Source organism: Selenomonas sputigena (assembly GCF_026015965.1).
GTDB lineage: Bacteria > Bacillota > Negativicutes > Selenomonadales > Selenomonadaceae > Selenomonas.
Genome location: NZ_CP110383.1, coordinates 1,140,988 through 1,157,856, shown reverse-complemented (window position 1 = coordinate 1,157,856; position 16,869 = coordinate 1,140,988). Strand labels below are relative to the sequence as shown.

The 16,869-nt window shown below is 58.4% G+C and carries 15 protein-coding genes; 14 read left to right on the top strand and 1 reads right to left on the bottom strand.

Annotated elements, in window-relative coordinates:
• Positions 1 to 15 precede the first annotated feature (15 nt).
• On the top strand, positions 16 to 1,554 hold the full coding sequence (locus OL236_RS05665; protein ID WP_265071653.1) for a tetratricopeptide repeat protein: 1,539 nt from the start codon (positions 16 to 18) through the stop codon (positions 1,552 to 1,554).
• 37 nt (positions 1,555 to 1,591) lie between these two features.
• Here OL236_RS05665 and speD read toward each other — a convergent pair whose 3' ends face one another.
• The gene (gene speD / locus OL236_RS05660) at positions 1,592 to 2,059 is read right to left on the bottom strand and encodes an adenosylmethionine decarboxylase (protein WP_009646234.1); all 468 of its coding nucleotides are present in this window, start codon (positions 2,057 to 2,059) and stop codon (positions 1,592 to 1,594) included.
• A 136-nt stretch (positions 2,060 to 2,195) separates the two neighbouring features.
• Here speD and OL236_RS05655 point away from each other — a divergent pair, with 136 nt between their 5' ends.
• The 13 genes from OL236_RS05655 to plsY all read left to right on the top strand — a co-directional run bounded on the left by OL236_RS05655 (position 2,196) and on the right by plsY (position 16,780).
• Positions 2,196 to 2,990, top strand: coding sequence for a 5'-methylthioadenosine/S-adenosylhomocysteine nucleosidase (locus tag OL236_RS05655; protein WP_265071652.1), 795 nt, complete (start codon positions 2,196 to 2,198; stop codon positions 2,988 to 2,990).
• A 66-nt stretch (positions 2,991 to 3,056) separates the two neighbouring features.
• On the top strand, positions 3,057 to 6,452 hold the full coding sequence (locus OL236_RS05650; RefSeq protein WP_265071651.1) for a DNA polymerase III subunit alpha: 3,396 nt from the start codon (positions 3,057 to 3,059) through the stop codon (positions 6,450 to 6,452).
• Positions 6,453 to 6,472: 20 nt separating this feature from the next.
• Positions 6,473 to 6,664: a hypothetical protein gene (locus OL236_RS05645; RefSeq protein ID WP_006192211.1), complete on the top strand. Its 192-nt coding sequence runs from the start codon at positions 6,473 to 6,475 to the stop codon at positions 6,662 to 6,664.
• 52 nt (positions 6,665 to 6,716) lie between these two features.
• A complete protein-coding gene (locus tag OL236_RS05640; protein ID WP_009646192.1) occupies positions 6,717 to 7,445 on the top strand; it encodes a pseudouridine synthase in 729 nt (242 codons plus the stop codon).
• Positions 7,442 to 8,704: an NAD(P)/FAD-dependent oxidoreductase gene (locus OL236_RS05635; protein WP_265071650.1), complete on the top strand. Its 1,263-nt coding sequence runs from the start codon at positions 7,442 to 7,444 to the stop codon at positions 8,702 to 8,704. Before OL236_RS05640 ends, OL236_RS05635 begins: the two co-directional genes overlap by 4 nt.
• A gap of 28 nt (positions 8,705 to 8,732) precedes the next feature.
• Complete coding sequence (gene aroA / locus OL236_RS05630) at positions 8,733 to 10,049, top strand: 3-phosphoshikimate 1-carboxyvinyltransferase (protein WP_265071649.1); 1,317 nt, start codon at positions 8,733 to 8,735, stop codon at positions 10,047 to 10,049.
• Positions 10,046 to 10,711 carry a (d)CMP kinase gene (gene cmk / locus OL236_RS05625; RefSeq protein ID WP_265071648.1) on the top strand — a complete coding sequence of 222 codons (666 nt, stop codon included), beginning with the start codon at positions 10,046 to 10,048 and terminating at the stop codon, positions 10,709 to 10,711. Before aroA ends, cmk begins: the two co-directional genes overlap by 4 nt.
• Positions 10,708 to 11,313 (top strand): lysophospholipid acyltransferase family protein, encoded by a 606-nt coding sequence (locus OL236_RS05620; protein WP_265071647.1) that lies wholly within the window; start codon positions 10,708 to 10,710, stop codon positions 11,311 to 11,313. The genes cmk and OL236_RS05620 overlap by 4 nt, the downstream gene beginning before the upstream one ends.
• A gap of 83 nt (positions 11,314 to 11,396) precedes the next feature.
• The gene (gene ispH, locus OL236_RS05615) at positions 11,397 to 12,227 is read left to right on the top strand and encodes a 4-hydroxy-3-methylbut-2-enyl diphosphate reductase (RefSeq protein WP_265071646.1); all 831 of its coding nucleotides are present in this window, start codon (positions 11,397 to 11,399) and stop codon (positions 12,225 to 12,227) included.
• The gene (rpsA, locus tag OL236_RS05610; protein WP_198003329.1) at positions 12,224 to 13,345 is read left to right on the top strand and encodes a 30S ribosomal protein S1; all 1,122 of its coding nucleotides are present in this window, start codon (positions 12,224 to 12,226) and stop codon (positions 13,343 to 13,345) included. Before ispH ends, rpsA begins: the two co-directional genes overlap by 4 nt.
• 110 nt (positions 13,346 to 13,455) lie before the next feature.
• On the top strand, positions 13,456 to 14,868 hold the full coding sequence (locus tag OL236_RS05605) for a DUF512 domain-containing protein (protein ID WP_265071645.1): 1,413 nt from the start codon (positions 13,456 to 13,458) through the stop codon (positions 14,866 to 14,868).
• Positions 14,865 to 16,193 carry a ribosome biogenesis GTPase Der gene (gene der / locus OL236_RS05600; protein ID WP_265071644.1) on the top strand — a complete coding sequence of 443 codons (1,329 nt, stop codon included), beginning with the start codon at positions 14,865 to 14,867 and terminating at the stop codon, positions 16,191 to 16,193. Before OL236_RS05605 ends, der begins: the two co-directional genes overlap by 4 nt.
• The gene (gene plsY, locus OL236_RS05595) at positions 16,190 to 16,780 is read left to right on the top strand and encodes a glycerol-3-phosphate 1-O-acyltransferase PlsY (protein WP_265071643.1); all 591 of its coding nucleotides are present in this window, start codon (positions 16,190 to 16,192) and stop codon (positions 16,778 to 16,780) included. Before der ends, plsY begins: the two co-directional genes overlap by 4 nt.
• The last annotated feature ends 89 nt before the right edge of the window (positions 16,781 to 16,869 follow it).

Here is a 16,869-nt window from a genome sequence, read left to right as displayed (position 1 = left end):
TAATGAGGTGATTTCGTGAAAAAAGGGATGAAGACGGCAGCTTTGGCTGCTATTCTTGCGGGTTCTGCCGCTTGGTGCGGCTGTTTGCCGGCTGCGGCTTCTGCAGTGGACGATGCGCTCGCGCGTACCCTGGGGACGTTCACGCCGGCCGCGCCTGTCGAACCGCAGAAGCCGAAAGCGGAGCAGACGGAAGAACAGAAGCAGGTGCAGGAAACGCAGCCGAAGAAAACGCATGAGCAAGAGCAAGAATCCGTGCGTGAGGAACACCGTGAGCAAAAGCCTGCATCTAATGCTGCTGCTTCGCGCGATGCAGCAAAGCCGGCGCAGACGCTGCCGAAGTCGGATGCGGGCAAGATGGCGCAGGAACTTCCGAAAAGGCAGGGGGAAGTTGCCGGACAGTCGCCGGACTTCGCCGCAATTCAGAGCGGCATTGACAGCTACCAAAAGCGCGATCTCGATGCTGCCTACAGAGAATTCAGCAGGGCGATTGCAATCAATGGAGAAAATCCGACGGCTTTCGTCAATCGCGGCATCGTCTTGCGCGATATGAAGCGCTATGGGGATGCGCAGAAAGATTTTCTTACGGCGCAGTCCTTCGATCCTCGGAATGCGCTTATTGAATTCGAGATGGGATTGACTGCGCTTGCTCAAAATGACAGTGGCACGGCGTTCGCGCACATGGATCGAGCCGTTGCCTTACAACCGGACGATATGGGGGCGCAGATGTATCGCGCTTCCTTGCTCTATCGTCTGGGGCGCTTCGATGATGCCATAGATGGCTATACGCATGTGCTCGAAAAAGCCGATGACGTTCTCAAACTGCGCGCCTATATTGAGCGCGGCTTGGCGAAGGAACAGAAGCAGGATCTTGCTTCTGCCGTGGACGATTATACGGCGGCATTGACGCTCGAAAAGGAAAATGTTCCAGCCTTGAGCCGGCGTGGTGTTTGCCTCGAGCGTTTGGGCAAGCACGAAGAGGCAATTGCAGATTTCACGCATCTTTTGGAAGGCGTGCCCGCCGATCAGGCATCGCTCATTTATTTCAATCGTGCGGGAAGTTATCGTGCGCTCGGTCAGCTCAATGAAGCCATTGCCGATTATACGCATGCATTGGAGCATACGTCGGATGTACTTCCCATCTACATCGAGCGCTCGATTTCTTATCGTTTGATGGATCGGAACGAAGAGGCGCTTCTCGACATTGAGAGGGCGCTGGCGATCGAGCCAAAGAATGCGGATCTTCTCAACTTGCGTGCGATTGAAAAGATCCAGCTCAATGATGTTCATGGAGCGCTCGCTGACCTTGATGCAGCAATCGATCTCGAGCCGAAGAATGCCGCGTTCTTTGGTAATCGCGCAGGTGTATTGGAGAATATGGGCGAGAAGGCGAAGGCCATCGACGACTATACGGCGGCGCTTCGGTTGGAGCCGGGCAATGCCAAATTCTATTATCGCCGCGGTTATCTGTATCGTTTGTCGGGTAAGACGGCGGAGTCTGAGAGTGACTACAAAGCGGCGACGGCGATTGAGCCGGATCTTCCCGCTTATAAGTGAAGGTGAAATAGAAAAGGCTGCCGATGGCAGCCTTTTTTCAAAAGTTCTTCTTGCGGTTGCGACGCGCGAGAAGTCGGATAACCTTTGCGCCTGTGTTGTGGATGCGCCGAAGCGGCGCGACGCGCGACTTGATCTTTGGCTTCATATCCTTGGCCTTGCCGAAGTCGCCGCGCTTGAGGAAGGTCGTGCGAATCTTTTCAGGTTTGAAGAAACTCCTAAGCCCTTTGAAGAGCGTTTCAGGCTCGGCATTCGCGTCACAGAGGAAGATATCGCCCGCCGCGTAGCGGAGTTCCGTGTAGGTGTGCAGTGCGAGATGTCCCTCCTTGAGGGCGAGGAGGACGACGAAATGACCCTTTTCAATCACCTGCGTGTCGACCTGCAGAATGTGAAGGCCCGCTTCCTCGGTGAGACGCCTCAAGGAGGCGACGGTCATCTCCATGTCGAGCAGCTTGTTTTCTTTACAGTTGTATAAGTCGGCCGTGAGATGCCGTGCGATGATCTTCAAGAGGGAATCGCTCCTTTGCGGTAAAGTCGAAAAGTTAGTCATTTCCATTATAGAGGATTTAGTTGACAATGTAAAGTTAGAGGCGTATACTATTTTGCATTTGCAGAATTTGCGAGAATTTTACGGAGGGAAGAGGATGGTAGGAGGATTGTCAGATCGGTCGGGCAAGACATACAAGGGGGAGCCGCCCTTGCTCATCCAAGGTGCGATGAGGGTGGAGACGAGCCATATAGTCGAGCAGCTCGACGCTCTGGAGGAATACCGGCTCGGTGAGTGGTACTTCGCCTCGGGCACTTATCATGGCGTGCCTCTTGCCGTTTCGCGCACGCAGTGGGGCTTGGCGAATGCGGCGGCGACGACGGCGCTTGCCATGGAGTTCTTTCACCCCTGCGCCGTCATCAATCAGGGGACGGCGGGAGCGCATGATCCGGTTCTAAAGAATTTCGATATTGTCATAGGCAGAGAGACGGTCAATATATCGGCATGGAAATCGCACTTTCGCGCACGCGGTGAGGGTGTCGATGAAGAGGCACTCGACCAGCTCGGCGTCTTTGCCTACGACAAGGAAGCGCGTCGCTTCACGCAGGAGGTCTTTCACAGAGCAGACGAGGGTCTCTTTCGGACGGCGCTCGCGCTCAAGAACTCCTACAAGAAAGGAAGCGTGACGGAGGGCGTCATCGGTACGGCGGACAGCTGGAACTGCCAAGTCGACCGCGTGCTCTTCCTGCATGATTTCTACGGCACTGCGGTTGAGGAGATGGAGGGTGACGCCGTCGCGCAAATTTGCCAGACGTACGATGTGCCGTTCCTCACGATCCGCGTCGTTTCCAATACGGTCTTTGCGGGTGATGTTGATTGGGATCTCGCTGTCGGCGCCGCGCTGCAGGAATATGTTCTCGCTGTTGCCGAAGCGTATATGAAGAAGCGTTGAAGGTTCGCTCGTTTTCCTTTATAATAGGAAGAAGCGAAACATAAAAGAGTGATAGAGGAGGCTGCCATGACGAAGATTCCCTTTGCACATTTGCACGTTCATACATGCTACAGCCTTCTCGACGGCGCAAGTCGCATTCCCGAGCTTATCGCACGCACGAAGGAGCTTGGCATGGATTCCGTCGCGATCACCGATCACGGGGCGATGTACGGCGTCATTGATTTTTATAAGGAAGCGAAGAAGCAGGGAATCCGTCCGATCATCGGCTGTGAGGCGTATCTTGCGCCTGAGTCGCGCTTTGACCGCACCGAGGTGCGCGGCACGCGCTACTATCATCTGATTCTTCTTGCGGAGAATGATGAAGGCTATCGAAGCCTGGTGAAACTCGTCTCGCTAGCCAATACAGAGGGCATGTACTACAAGCCGCGCGTCGATAAGGACATCCTGCGCAAGTATCATAAGGGCCTCATCTGCCTCAGCGCCTGCGTCGCGGGAGAGATCCCGCAGGCGATCCTGCGTGGCGAGCGCGAGCGCGCGGAAAAGCTCGTCGAGGAGTATATCGACATCTTTGGACGAGAGAATTTCTTCCTTGAGATTCAAGACCATGGAATCCCCGATGAAAAGACAGCATTCGCGGGTGTCATTGAGCTGGCGGAGAAGTTCGGCGTCGGACTCGTGGCGACGAACGACATCCACTATGTGCATAAAGAGGACACGGAGGCGCACGATGTCCTGCTCGCGATTCAGACGGGCAAGGGCGTCCATGATCCGACGCGCATGCGCTATGCCGAAGGGGAGTTCTACATGCGCTCGCCCGAGGAGATGCAGGCGCTTTTTCACGATCACCCGGAGGCGCTCGCCAATACGCAGAAGATCGCCGAGCGATGCAAGGTCGACTTTGAGTTCGGGCATCTTCATCTGCCGAATTTTCCGTTGCCGGAGGGAATGTCGGACGAGGCCTACCTAAAGCAGCTCTGCGAGGAGAATCTGCCCCTTCGCTACGAAAAGATCACGCCCGCTGTGCGCGAAAGGCTCGATTACGAGCTTTCCATCATCCATCGCATGGGCTATGACAGCTACTTTCTCATCGTCTGGGATTTCATCAAGTATGCGCGCGGCGAGGGAATCGCCGTCGGTCCGGGGCGCGGCTCGGCGGCGGGCAGCATCGTCGCCTATCTCCTGGGCATCACGAACCTCGATCCCCTGAAGTACGAATTGCTCTTCGAGCGTTTTTTGAATCCGGAGCGCGTGACGATGCCCGATATCGACATCGACTTCTGCTACATTCGCCGCGAGGAGGTCATCGACTATGTGAAGCGCCGCTACGGCGCCGATCATGTCGCGCAGATCATCACCTTCGGCACGATGGCGGCGAAGGGCGCGATCCGTGACGTCGGGCGTGCGCTCGAAATGACGTATGCGAGCGTCGACCGCGTGGCGAAGGCTGTGCCGTCAGAGCTTGGCATCACGCTCGACCGTGCGCTCGCCGATTCGCAGGATTTTCGCAGCATCTATGAGGAGAGCGACGAGACGAAGCGGCTCATCGACTTCGCGCGCGACCTTGAAGGGCTGCCGCGCCACTCGTCGACGCACGCGGCGGGCGTCGTGATCGCGCGAAATCCCTTGACCGACTATGTGCCTGTGCAGGTCTCCGACGGCACGCTCGTGACGGAGTACGACAAGGATCACGTGGAAGAGCTGGGGCTTTTGAAGATGGATTTCCTCGGCCTGCGCACGCTCACGGTCATCGCCGACGCCTTGAAGAACATCAAGAAGAGCCGCGGCATCACGATCGACATCGACACGATACCGCTTGAAGACGAGAAGACAGCCGAGATGCTCTGCCGCGGCGATACGGGCGCGGTTTTCCAGATGGAATCGGCGGGCATGACGAATCTCGTCAAGGACTTGCAGCCGAAAAACTTTCAAGACCTCATCCCGACGGTCGCGCTCTACCGGCCGGGCCCCTTGGGCAGCGGCATGGTGACGGATTTCATCGCGGGCAGGCATGGCAAGAAGAAGGTGACCTACCTGCATCCTCTCTTGGAGCCGATCTTGAAGGAGACGTTCGGCGTCGTGCTCTATCAGGAGCAGGTCATGCAGGTCGTGCAGGTGCTCGCGAACTTCACGCTCGGGCAGGCGGACATCCTGCGCCGCGCCATGGGCAAGAAGAAGCACGAAGTCCTGATGTCGCAGCGCGAGACGTACATGAAGGGAACGCGAGAGAACGGCATTGATGATGCTTTGGCAGAAAAGATCTTCGATCTTCTGACACATTTTGCCGACTACGGCTTCAATAAGTCGCACAGCGCGGCATACGCGCTCGTGGCGTGGCAGACGGCGTACTTGAAGGCGCATTATCCGCAGGAGTTCATGGCGGCGATGCTCACGAGCATCATGGACACGAACGATAAGGTCGGCGTCTACATCGAGCTTTGCCGCCGCATGGGCATCAAGATTCTGCCGCCCGACGTCAACGCGAGCGAGGCGAATTTCAGCGTCGACGGCGCGGCCATTCGTTTTGGCCTCGCCGCCGTGCGAAATGTCGGCGAGGCGGCGATCAAGAGTCTCGCAGCCGTGCGCGAGGAAGGCGGCGCTTTCACGTCGCTCCTGGACTTCTGCACGCGCGTCGATATGCGCACGGCAAATAAGCGCGTACTTGAAAGTCTCATCAAATGCGGTGCGTTCGACTCGCTCGGCGCGCACCGCTCGCAGCTTCTTGCCGTCTTGGAGCGCGTCATCGATGTCGCTGCACGAAAGCACGCGGATGCAGCGAGCGGGCAGATCGGCCTTTTCGGCGAGGCGGCGATGCAGGAGGCTGAGGACGTCGCGCTTCCCGACATCGCTGAGGCAGACTCGGTGCAGCGACTCGCGTGGGAGAAGGAGAACACAGGCTTCTTCATTACAGGACATCCGCTCGATCGCCATGAGAAGAAGATCAAGAATCTCGTGCCCATCGGGGATATCTTAGACGGCAAGAAGAAGGAGCGCCAACTCGTGCGCATCGGCGGCCTCATCTCCTCGGCGAAGCGGATCGCAACGAAGAAGGGCGACACGATGTGCTTCTTGGAATTGGAGGACTACACGCATTCCGTCGAAGTCGTCGTCTTCCCCGCGGTATTCTACCCGCATGTGAACCTCCTTGTTCCCGATGCGGCCATCGTCGTGCAGGGGCGCGTGAATTTCACAGATGACGGCGTCAAGGTGCTTGCCGACACGATTACTGCGCTCGACGATTATCGGCAGGATTATTACATCACGCTTACCGCAGAGCACGAGGAAGCGGCTGCGCTCGATGCGCTCTACGGCATTTTCGCGATGCACAGGGGCGATCATGTCGTCTTTTTGAATCGGAAGGGACGTTGGCAGAAGTTGGAGCCGCAGTATTGGCTCGACGCATCTCCTGCCGTCGTGCAGGAAATCGAGGCCTTGCTCGGCAAAAACTCGGTGTTGCAGAGATAGCGCCGAAGGAGGAAATTTTCATGTGGACATCGATCTTTGTGGCTGCAACAAAGGGGCAGGCGGAGAAGATCTGCGAAAGGCTGGAGGCGGAAGGCATATTGACGGATCGGAAATCCGTCGGCAGCCAGCGCAAGGCGAACTTCGAGATACGCGTCCTCGCCTCGGAAGTGGAAGAGGCGCGCGACATCGTCTGCAATATGGCGAATCTCTGAGCGCGGTGTGCGTCGGATGCGTCTAATAAGAGTTTACGGGTAAGGGTGAAGTATGGAAGAACGATTGCAAAAAATCATCAGCCGCGCGGGCGTGGCGTCACGCCGCAAGGCGGAGGAGCTCATTGCGGCGGGGCGCGTGACAGTGGACGGCGCGGTGGTGCGTGAGCCGGGAACGAAGGCGGACGCGGCGACCGCATGTATTGCGGTGGACGGCGAGCCGCTTCCCGCAGAGGAGCGTCTCGTCTATTTCTTGCTGAACAAGCCCAAGGGCTGCGTCTCGACCGTTTCCGACGAGCGCGGCAGGCGCACGGTGCTCGACCTTCTGCCCGTGAAGGACGTGCGCGTCTATCCGGTGGGAAGGCTCGACCAGAATACGGAAGGGCTGCTCCTCCTTACGAATGACGGTACACTGACGCAGGCTCTTCTTCATCCGCGCTTTCTCGTGCACAAGACGTACCGTGCGAAGGTGGCGGGCGACCTTACGCCAGAAGCCCTGAAGAAGCTCCGAGGCGGCATCGAACTGGCAGACGGCATGACGGCGCCGGCGGAGGTGCGCGTCTACGGCGTGACGGAAAAGGGGCTCAGTGACGTCGAGGTCACGCTGCACGAGGGCAGGAATCGGCAGGTGCGTCGCATGTTCGAGGCCGTGGGGTGCGACGTGCGCGCCCTGAAGCGCACGCGTTTTGCGCAGCTCACGCTGGACGGCGTCAAGCGCGGCGCTTCGCGTCCTCTGACGAAGGCGGAGGTCGAGGCGCTCTATCGCCTCGCAGAAGAACGATGAGTGCGCGGCGCGTCCTCGTTGTCGGCGCAGGTCCGGCTGGCTTCATGGCGGCGGCCAAGGCGGCGGAAGCAGGCGCTTCCGTGCTCCTTTTGGAGAAAATGAAGCAGCCCGGCCGCAAGATGATGATTACGGGCAAGGGGCGCTGCAATATCACGAATGTCGCGCCCGTCGCAGAGATCGTCAAGAATATCCCGGGCAACGGCTCGTTTCTCTACAGCGCCCTGCACGCTTTTGACAATGAGGATGTGCGGGAATTTTTCCGAGAACTTGGTGTGGAGACGAAAGTGGAGCGCGGCGGGCGTGTCTTTCCCGTCAGTGACCGCGCCACCGATGCGGTCGAGGCGCTCGTCCGGCATCTTCATGCGCTCGGAGTGAAGATCGAGACGGAGGTGCGCGTCGCCGAGATCCTCGTGGAAGAGGGACATGCGGCGGGAGTCAGACTCGCGAGCGGCGCGAAGATGCGTGCCGACGCCGTCGTGCTCGCGGTGGGCGGCGCGTCATATCCGGGTACAGGATCGTCGGGCGACGGCTATACGATGGCGCGTACGCTCGGCCATACGGTCACGAATGTCTTGCCGTCGCTCGTGCCGCTTGTCACGGAGGAGGACTGGGTCAAAGAGGCGCAGGGACTGTCCCTGCGCAACGTGCGCGTGACGCTTCTTGCTGACGGCAGGAGAATCGGCGAGGAATTTGGCGAGATGATGTTCACGCACTTCGGCGTGACAGGGCCCATCGTTCTGTCTTTGAGCCGTGCGGCGGCCGAGGCGCTTGCGGCGGGGAAATTCGTGGAGCTTGTACTCGACTTGAAGCCCGCCCTGACGCCTGAAGTCTTTGCGGCGCGCGTGCAGCGCGACTTTGAAAAATACCGGAACAAGGCGCTGAAGAATGGTATGCGCGATCTTTTGCCCGGGAAACTCATCGCGCCCGTGCTCGATGCGGCGTACCTGTCTCCCGAAAAGTTCGTGCACGACTTGCGGCGTGAAGAGCGCATGAGAATCTCCGAGGTGATCAAGCATCTCGTGCTCACGATCGAGAAGACGCGGCCTCTCGCCGAGGCCATCGTGACGGCGGGCGGCGTCTCGACGAAGGAGATCGATCCCAAGACGATGGAATCAAAGCTTGTGCCGGGTCTTTATTTTGCCGGCGAGGTCGTCGATGTCGACGGCTTCACGGGTGGATACAACTTGCAGGCGGCGTTTTCCATGGGGGCGGCAGCGGGACGCTGGAGCGCCGCCCGTGTGGGACAGGCAGAAGTTTGAAAGCATGATTTTGAGGGGAAAGATGTATATGGCTGAAGGAAGAGAAATCCGTCCGGCAAAGAGGGGGTTGACGGGGAAGATCCGCGTGCCCGGGGACAAGTCCGTTTCACATCGCAGCGTGATGTTTTCTGCCATAGCGAAAGGAAAGGTGCGCGTCCAAAACTTCCTCGAAGCGGCGGACTGCCTTTCGACAGCGGCGTGCATGAGGGCACTCGGCGCAGGCGTCGAGCGACAGGCGGACGGCGCCCTCCTCGTCACGGGTGTCGGCCTGCATGGCTTGAAAGAGCCGCAGGGCATCCTCGATGCGGGAAATTCCGGCACGACGCTGCGTCTTCTGCTGGGGATTCTCGCGGGGCAGTCGTTCTTCTCGGTGCTTACGGGCGACGCATCGCTCTCGCGTCGCCCCATGGGGCGTGTTGTTGAACCGCTCACACGCATGGGGGCTGCGATTCGGGGGCGCGGTTCGGATCGTTTCCTGCCGCTCGCCGTACTGCCGCATGAGGGATCGCTTCGCGCGATGGACTACGAAAGTCCCGTCGCGAGCGCACAGGTGAAGTCGGCGGTGCTTCTTGCGGGTCTTTATGCGGAAAGAGAGACTTGTCTGACGGAGCCGGCACTTTCGCGCGACCATACGGAACGCATGCTCAGCGCCTTCGGTGCAAGGATTGAGCGCGAGGGGACGAAGGTGACGATCGAGCCGGCCGACGAACTATTTGCGCCCGAAGAGATCCGTGTACCTGGCGACATCAGCTCTGCCGCGTACTGGCTCGTTGCAGCGTCTCTGATTGAGGGAAGCGACATCATCCTGCAGGATGTAGGTGTCAATCCGACGCGCACGGGTATTCTCGATGTATTGTCCGACATGGGTGCGAACATCACGATTGACAACGAGCGTGAGAGCGGCGGCGAGGCGCTCGCTGACATCCGCGTGCGGGCGGCGTCGCTTCGTGGTACATCGTTTAGCGGCGAGATCATTCCGCGCCTCATTGACGAGATCCCAATCCTTGCCGTCGCGGCGCTTTTCGCAGACGGCGACACCGTGATTTCGGGTGCGGCGGAACTGCGCGTCAAGGAGACCGACCGGCTTGCAGCGGTGACGACGGAGCTCAATCGCCTCGCCCCGGGTGCTGTCGAGGCGAAGGAGGACGGCATGGTCATCCATGGCGGGCGCACGCTTTCGCCCGCCTCCTGCCGCACCTACGACGATCATCGCATGGCGATGTCGCTCGCCGTGGCAGGCGCCGCAGGAGTGGGCGTGACGCTCGATGCGCCATCTTGCGTCAATATCTCATATCCGTCTTTTTATCAGACGTTGGATGGACTTGTGCAACAGGGGGAAAGATGATGGCAAAGAAACTCGTGGTGGCGATCGACGGGCCGGCGGGTGCGGGCAAGAGCACGGTAGCTCAGCTCGCGGCGAAGGAACTGGGCTACACTTACATCGACACGGGCGCGATGTACCGTGCCGTTGCGTGGAAGGCACTCAAGGCCGGAGAGCCTCTGACGGATGAGAAGATTCTCACAGCTGTCGCCGACATCGTGGTCAGTCTGCGCTATGATGGGAAGCGGACGCAGGTTTTCGTCGACGGTGAAGAGGTTACGAGCGAAATCCGCACGCCTGCGGTCAGCGCCGTCGTATCGCAAGTGGCGCGCTTGGGTCCCGTGCGCGAGAAGATGGTCGATCAGCAAAGGCGCATGGCAGACGCGGGCGGCGTGCTCATGGACGGCAGGGACATCGCCACGCACGTTCTGCCGAATGCTGACGTGAAGATTTTCCTCACGGCCTCCTTGGCAGAGCGTGCGAAACGTCGCTGGAAGGAGATGAAGGAAAAGGGCTACGACATGACGCTCGCAGAGCTTGAAGGGGACATCGCACGGCGTGACAAGACGGACAGCGAGCGTGAGATCTCGCCGCTTGTGCAGGCGCCGGATGCAGAGCTGCTCGATACGACGGGCATGGATATCGCCGCCGTTGTGCGTGCTATCGTAGAAAGGTGCGGCAAATGATTTACGCTTTATTGAAAATCAGTTTTGCCATGCTCTTTTCCATTGTTTTTCGTGCCAAGATTGAGGGTAGAGAAAACATGCCGAAAGAAGGGCCTGTGATCTTGGCGGCGAATCACATGAGCAACTGGGATCCGCCGCTCTTGGCGACGTTTCTTGCGCGCCCCGTCAGCTACATGGCGAAGCAGGAACTTTTCTTCAATTTCATCGCGGATTATATCTTAAGGAGCTGTCATTCGTTTCCCGTAAAGCGCGGTGCAGCAGACCGGGGCGCGATCAAGGCGGCTCTCGCCGAACTCAAGAAAGGACGCTGCCTCGGTGTTTTCCCGCAGGGAACGCGCAGCCGCCATGGGGAGAGGAAGAAGGCGGAGCCGGGCGTCGCGCTGCTCGCGGCCATGGCAAAAGCTCCCGTCGTGCCGGCCGCTATCATCGGCACCGATCATGTTTTTGCCAATGGCGGCTTCCTGCCGAAGCTTCGCGTCATTTATGGAAAACCCTTGATTTTTCAAGGAGAAAAGCAGGATAAGCAGGCGCTGCAGGATTTTTCGCAAAAAATAATGGATGAAATTTACGCAATGATAAAAAATGATAGCATAAGCGATTGATTTTATGCTATAATATAAAATAGATTGCAGAAATGGGGAGAAACTGCCTTTCTGCGATACATTGGATATTTGGTGGTAGATATATGGAAGTATTTCTGGCAGAATCCCTTGGCTTCTGCTATGGCGTGAAGCGTGCGATTAAACTTGCGCGCGAACAGGCCGCACCCGACGGAACTTCCTGCACGCTCGGTCCCATCATCCACAATCCTCAGATGGTTTCGCGTCTGGCGGAGGAGGGCGTCGGCATGGTCAATGCCTTGCCCGAGTTGGAGAAAGGGACAGTCATCATACGCTCGCATGGGGTTGGTCCCCTCGTCTATGATGAAGCGAAGGAGCGAGGGCTTTCTCTCGTCGACGCGACGTGTCCGCATGTGAAGAAGGCACAGTCCACGGCGCATGAGCTTTTTCAAGAAGGGTATTCTGTCGTTATCGTAGGGGAGAAGCTTCATCCGGAGGTCAGGAGCATCTTCGAATGGGCAGGCGGCGATGCCGTCATCGTGGATTCCGTCGAGGGAGCCGAAGCTGTCGCACCATGTGCGCGCTTGGGCATCGTCGCGCAGACGACGTTTTCCGGTGCGAAGTTCAAGGAGATTGTACTCCATCTGCTGGACAAGTCGAACGACGTGCGCATCGTCCGTACGATCTGCACGGCTACGGATCAGCGTCAGGAGGCGGCGGTCAAGCTTGCGCAGCAAGTGGATCTGATGCTCGTCATCGGCGGCAAGAACAGTGCGAACACGACGCGCCTCGCGCAGTTGTGCGCCAAGGAATGCCAAACCTATCATATCGAAACTGCGGCGGAGCTGCAGGACGAATGGTTTGATAAAATCAAAAAAATTGGTATTACAGCTGGGGCTTCAACTCCGGACTGGATTATCAAGGAGGTATATCAAAAGTGCAAGAACAGGACATGAAGAGTTTGCTTGAGGCTGAAGAGGAGTCCATGCAGGAGGTAAGGGAACACGATGTCGTAAAGGCTACGGTCGTCGCTGTCGACGATGGTCAGGCTTATGTCAACATTGCTGGCCTCAAGGCGGACATTCCCATCTCGAAGAGGGAGCTTGCCTCACCTGAGCCGGATTCCGCCAAGGATGTCGTGAAGGTCGACGACGAGATCGAGGTCTTTGTCGTGAGCCTCGGCGGTGAGAATGGCGCTACGGTTTCCAAGGTTCGTGCTGACCGCATGGTCGCATGGAAAGAGATCGAGGCGCTGAAAGAAGAAGGAAAGACTGTGCAGGCGCAGGTCACGCAGGTTGTCAAGGGTGGTCTCGTTGCATCCGTCAACGGTCTGCGAGGCTTCATTCCCGCGTCGCAGATGGAGCTTCACTTCGTCAAGGATCTTTCCATCTATGTCGGCCAGACGGTGGAAGCTCTGCCGATCGAGATCGACATCCGCAAGCAGCGTCTCGTTCTTTCGCGCCGCAGTCTCCTGGAGGAAGAGCGCGAGAAGAAGCAGGAAGAGGTCTTCTCGAAGCTTGAAGTCGGGCAGATCATCCGCGGTACGGTCAAGCGTCTCGTCGAGTACGGCGCCTTCATCGACATCGGTGGCGTCGACGGCCTTGCGCATATTTCGGATCTCGCATGGCATCGCGTGAAGCAGCCGTCCGACGTTCTTTCCGTCGGCGATGAGGTCGACGTCTATGTGAAGAACTTCGATCCCGAGACGAAGCGCATCTCTTTGTCCGTCAAGGACACGATGCGCGACCCGTGGCTCGACAAGGCGGAGCGTTATGCAGAGGGAACGCACATCAAGGGCAAGATCATCAAGCTCACGGATTTCGGCGCCTTCATGGAGATCGAGCCGGGCTTCGATGGCCTGATTCCGATGGGCGAGCTTGCCGACCGCCGCATTGCGCGTGCCGATGAGGCTGTGCAGCTCGGCGACATCGTGAAGGTCAAGATCCTGCACATCGACATGAAGCGCAAACGCATTTCGCTCTCCATCACGAGGGCGCAGCGGGATGCCGAGGTTTCGGACGTTTCCTACTACAAGGACGAGCCTGTCACCCACGAAGAGGGCGGCGAGGACTGAAGGATCAAGCCTCATAGCTGAATAAGTAAGAAGTCGGGGAGTGATGAATATTCATCACTCCCTTATTCATCAGAGCGGGGTATGTCCCCGGGGAAAGTCAGAGGAACAGCATGTTGTCAGGGGAAATCATACGCGTAGCGCCGGGGAGTCTGGCAGAAGAATTGGAACTTGCGGTGGGAGATAAGATCCTTGCCGTCAACGGGCAGGAACTGCGCGACATCATCGATCTGAGCTTTGCTTTCGCCGAAGAGGAGATCGAGCTTCTCGTCGAACATGCAGACGGTGAGCAGGAATTGCTTGCTTTCGACAAGGACTATGATGAAGAACTTGGCGCAGAGTTCGCTTCCGCCGTGTTCGATGGTATACGCTCGTGCGGCAACCGCTGTTACTTCTGCTTCGTCGATCAGGTGCCGCCTGGCATGAGAAAGAGTCTGTCGGTCAAGGATGACGATTATCGCATGTCGTTCCTCTATGGCAACTTCGTCACGCTGACGAATATGCGCGAAAAGGATTTCCAGCGGATCGAACGCTATCACCTGTCGCCGCTCTTCGTTTCCGTCCATGCGATGAATCCCGATCTGCGCGCTGCCATGCTCAACACGCGGCGGGCGGCTGAGATTGCAAACCATCTCGACCGCTTGGAGGCGGCGGACGTCGAGTATCATACGCAGGTCGTGCTTTGCCCGGGACTCAACGATGGCAGGGAGCTTGACCGCACGGTGGAGGAATTGATGGCCAGGCGGCCGCATGCGCTGTCGCTCGCCGTCGTGCCCGTCGGACTCACGCGCTTTCGCGAGGGATGCTATCCGTTGAAGATGTTTGACCGCAAGGGTGCGGTCGCCGTCATTCACCAGATTGCATCATGGCAGCGGCGTGCGCGAGAGGAGACGGGCAATAGTTTCGTCTACTTGGGCGATGAGTTCTACTTTCTCGCGGGCCTTCCCGTGCCGCCCGTGGAGGAATACGATGGTTTCCCACAGCTCGACAACGGCATTGGGCTTGCGCGAAGCTTCATCGAGGAATGGAAAAATACCTTGCAGAAGCTGCCTGCGCCCGAGGGATATGAAGAGCCGCTGCATCTCGTGATCCTCTCGGGCACGTCTGTTGCACCGCTTTTCGAGGAGCTTGTGGCTGGGCTTTCTGTACCGGGGCTTCGCGTTCGTTGTCTCGGTGTGGAAAACGATTACTTTGGCAGGACGGTCAATGTTTCGGGACTTCTGACGGGTGAGGACATGCTGCGCGCATTGCGAGAGATTACCGAGGCGCCGCACGGCGTTCTCCTGCCCGAGTGCGCCCTGCGCACGGGCGAGAACGTTCTGCTCGACGATATGACGCTCGATGCATTTCGCAGCGCCGTGCCGCACCTTCGCGTCGAGACGGCGCAGGGCGGCGGCGATCTCGCGCGCGCCCTTCTTGATTGGGCGCATTATCGAGGGGCGTCGGATGATGAGGCTTCGTATATGTGGCAGAGCAACGCGGCGTATACGAAACCGAGGAAAGAGGAAAAGGAGAGGATGGAATGAGCAAGCCGATCGTAGCGATCGTGGGACGCCCGAACGTGGGCAAGTCCACGCTCTTCAATAAATTGGGCAGGAAGCGCGTGTCCATCGTCGATGATTTGCCGGGCGTCACGCGCGACCGCATCTACCTTGATGCCGAATGGCTCGGCAAGGAATTTACGATGATCGATACGGGAGGCATCGAACTCGATACGAGCGATGTCATCCTGCGCTCGATGCGCCAGCAGGCGCAGATCGCCATGGAGGAGGCGGACGTCATCCTCTTCCTCGTCGACGGCCGTGCGGGTCTGACGCTTGCCGATGAGGAAGTCGGCAAGATGCTGCGCACGACGAAGAAGCCCGTGCTCTTGGCCGTGAACAAGATCGATTCGCCCAAGCAGGAGGCGGACGTCTACGAGTTCTACAACCTCGGCCTTGGCGATCCCGTGCCGATTTCTGCTACGAACGCCATGAATCTCGGCGATCTGCTCGATGCTCTCGTGGCGCTCTTTCCCGAAGGAGCAGAGGAAGAGAAAGAGTCGGATGAGATTAGCATCGCCGTCATCGGCCGTCCGAACGTCGGCAAATCCTCGCTCGTCAATGCACTCCTGGGCGAGGAGCGCGTCATCGTTAGCGACGTTGCGGGCACGACGCGCGATGCCATCGACACGCACTTTATGGCGGAGGACACGAAGTTCATCCTCATCGACACGGCGGGCATGCGACGCAAGGGAAAGATCGATGCGCCGATTGAGCGCTACAGCGTCATGCGAGCGCTTCGCGCCGTCGACCGCGCCGACGTCGTGCTCGTTGTGCTCGACGCCACGGCGGGCATCACCGAGCAGGACAAGAAGATCGCAGGCTATGCCCACGAATCGGGCAAGGCGGTCGTGCTCATCGTGAACAAGTGGGACATCTATGAAAACAAGGATGAAAAGTCTACGCTGCGCTTCACGGATGAACTGCGCATAGAACTTGGCTTCCTGCAGTACGCGCCCGTCCTTTATACTTCGGCTCTCACGCATCAACGCGTCGCGCGCGTCACCGATCTCGTCAAGTATGTGGCAGATCAGGCGTCGATGCGCGTCAAGACGAGCATCCTGAATGACCTCGTGCGCGATATGATCGCCGTGAATCCACCGCCTGCTCACAAGGGCAAGCAGCTCAAGATTCGCTATATGACGCAGGCGGACATCCGTCCGCCGAAGTTTATCGTTTTTGTGAACGAGCCTGAGCTCATGCACTTCTCGTACCTGCGCTACATCGAGAACAAGCTGCGCGAGAGCTTCGGTTTCGAGGGAACGCCGCTGCGTCTCATCGTGCGCGGCAGGGAGGAGGAAGAGATATGACACTTTTCGCCTGCATCATCGCCTACCTTCTGGGTTCTGTGCCGAACGGTCTGCTTCTTTGCCGCACCATCTGGCACATCGACATCCGCGAACACGGCAGCCGCAACATCGGCGCGACGAATGTCTACCGCACGCTGGGCAAGGGGCCGGGGGCGCTCGTCTTCGCGCTCGACTTCCTCAAGGGATTCCTCGCCGTCTATATCGCCATGCTTCTCGTCGGCACGCCGCTTTCCATGGTCTTGGGCGGTATCGCCGCCATTCTCGGACACTCGGCGTCCGTCTTTTTGCGCTTCAAGGGAGGCAAGGGCGTCGCTACGGGGCTGGGCGTCATAGCGATGCTCATGCCGGCGGTGACGGGTGTCGTCTTCCTCGCATGGCTCGTCATCGTGCTCGTCACGCGCTACGTTTCGCTCGGCTCCATCGTCGGCGCGGCGCTCGTGCCCGTGCTCGCCTTCTTCTTCGACTGCCCAACGGAATACACGGTCTTTGGCGTCCTCGCCGCCGTTCTCGTCATCGTGCGTCACCATACGAACATCACGCGCCTCTTGAATGGCACGGAGAGCAAGATCAAGGCGGGGCATCGTTGAGAGGGAGTATTTGAGAATTCTTTTCTCGCAAAATGTCTATAGGGACTGTACAATAGTGTTGGACAATGGTATAATTCCAAGCGTGGAAT

Coding starts and splice junctions, on each gene's coding strand:
- aroA (WP_265071649.1), top strand. CDS start 8,733: ATGGCTGAAGGAAGAGAAATCCGTCCGGCAAAGAGGGGGTTGACGGGG.
- OL236_RS05640 (WP_009646192.1), top strand. CDS start 6,717: ATGGAAGAACGATTGCAAAAAATCATCAGCCGCGCGGGCGTGGCGTCA.
- OL236_RS05605 (WP_265071645.1), top strand. CDS start 13,456: ATGTTGTCAGGGGAAATCATACGCGTAGCGCCGGGGAGTCTGGCAGAA.
- der (WP_265071644.1), top strand. CDS start 14,865: ATGAGCAAGCCGATCGTAGCGATCGTGGGACGCCCGAACGTGGGCAAG.
- cmk (WP_265071648.1), top strand. CDS start 10,046: ATGATGGCAAAGAAACTCGTGGTGGCGATCGACGGGCCGGCGGGTGCG.
- OL236_RS05645 (WP_006192211.1), top strand. CDS start 6,473: ATGTGGACATCGATCTTTGTGGCTGCAACAAAGGGGCAGGCGGAGAAG.
- OL236_RS05650 (WP_265071651.1), top strand. CDS start 3,057: ATGACGAAGATTCCCTTTGCACATTTGCACGTTCATACATGCTACAGC.
- rpsA (WP_198003329.1), top strand. CDS start 12,224: ATGAAGAGTTTGCTTGAGGCTGAAGAGGAGTCCATGCAGGAGGTAAGG.
- plsY (WP_265071643.1), top strand. CDS start 16,190: ATGACACTTTTCGCCTGCATCATCGCCTACCTTCTGGGTTCTGTGCCG.
- OL236_RS05635 (WP_265071650.1), top strand. CDS start 7,442: ATGAGTGCGCGGCGCGTCCTCGTTGTCGGCGCAGGTCCGGCTGGCTTC.
- OL236_RS05655 (WP_265071652.1), top strand. CDS start 2,196: ATGGTAGGAGGATTGTCAGATCGGTCGGGCAAGACATACAAGGGGGAG.
- ispH (WP_265071646.1), top strand. CDS start 11,397: ATGGAAGTATTTCTGGCAGAATCCCTTGGCTTCTGCTATGGCGTGAAG.
- OL236_RS05620 (WP_265071647.1), top strand. CDS start 10,708: ATGATTTACGCTTTATTGAAAATCAGTTTTGCCATGCTCTTTTCCATT.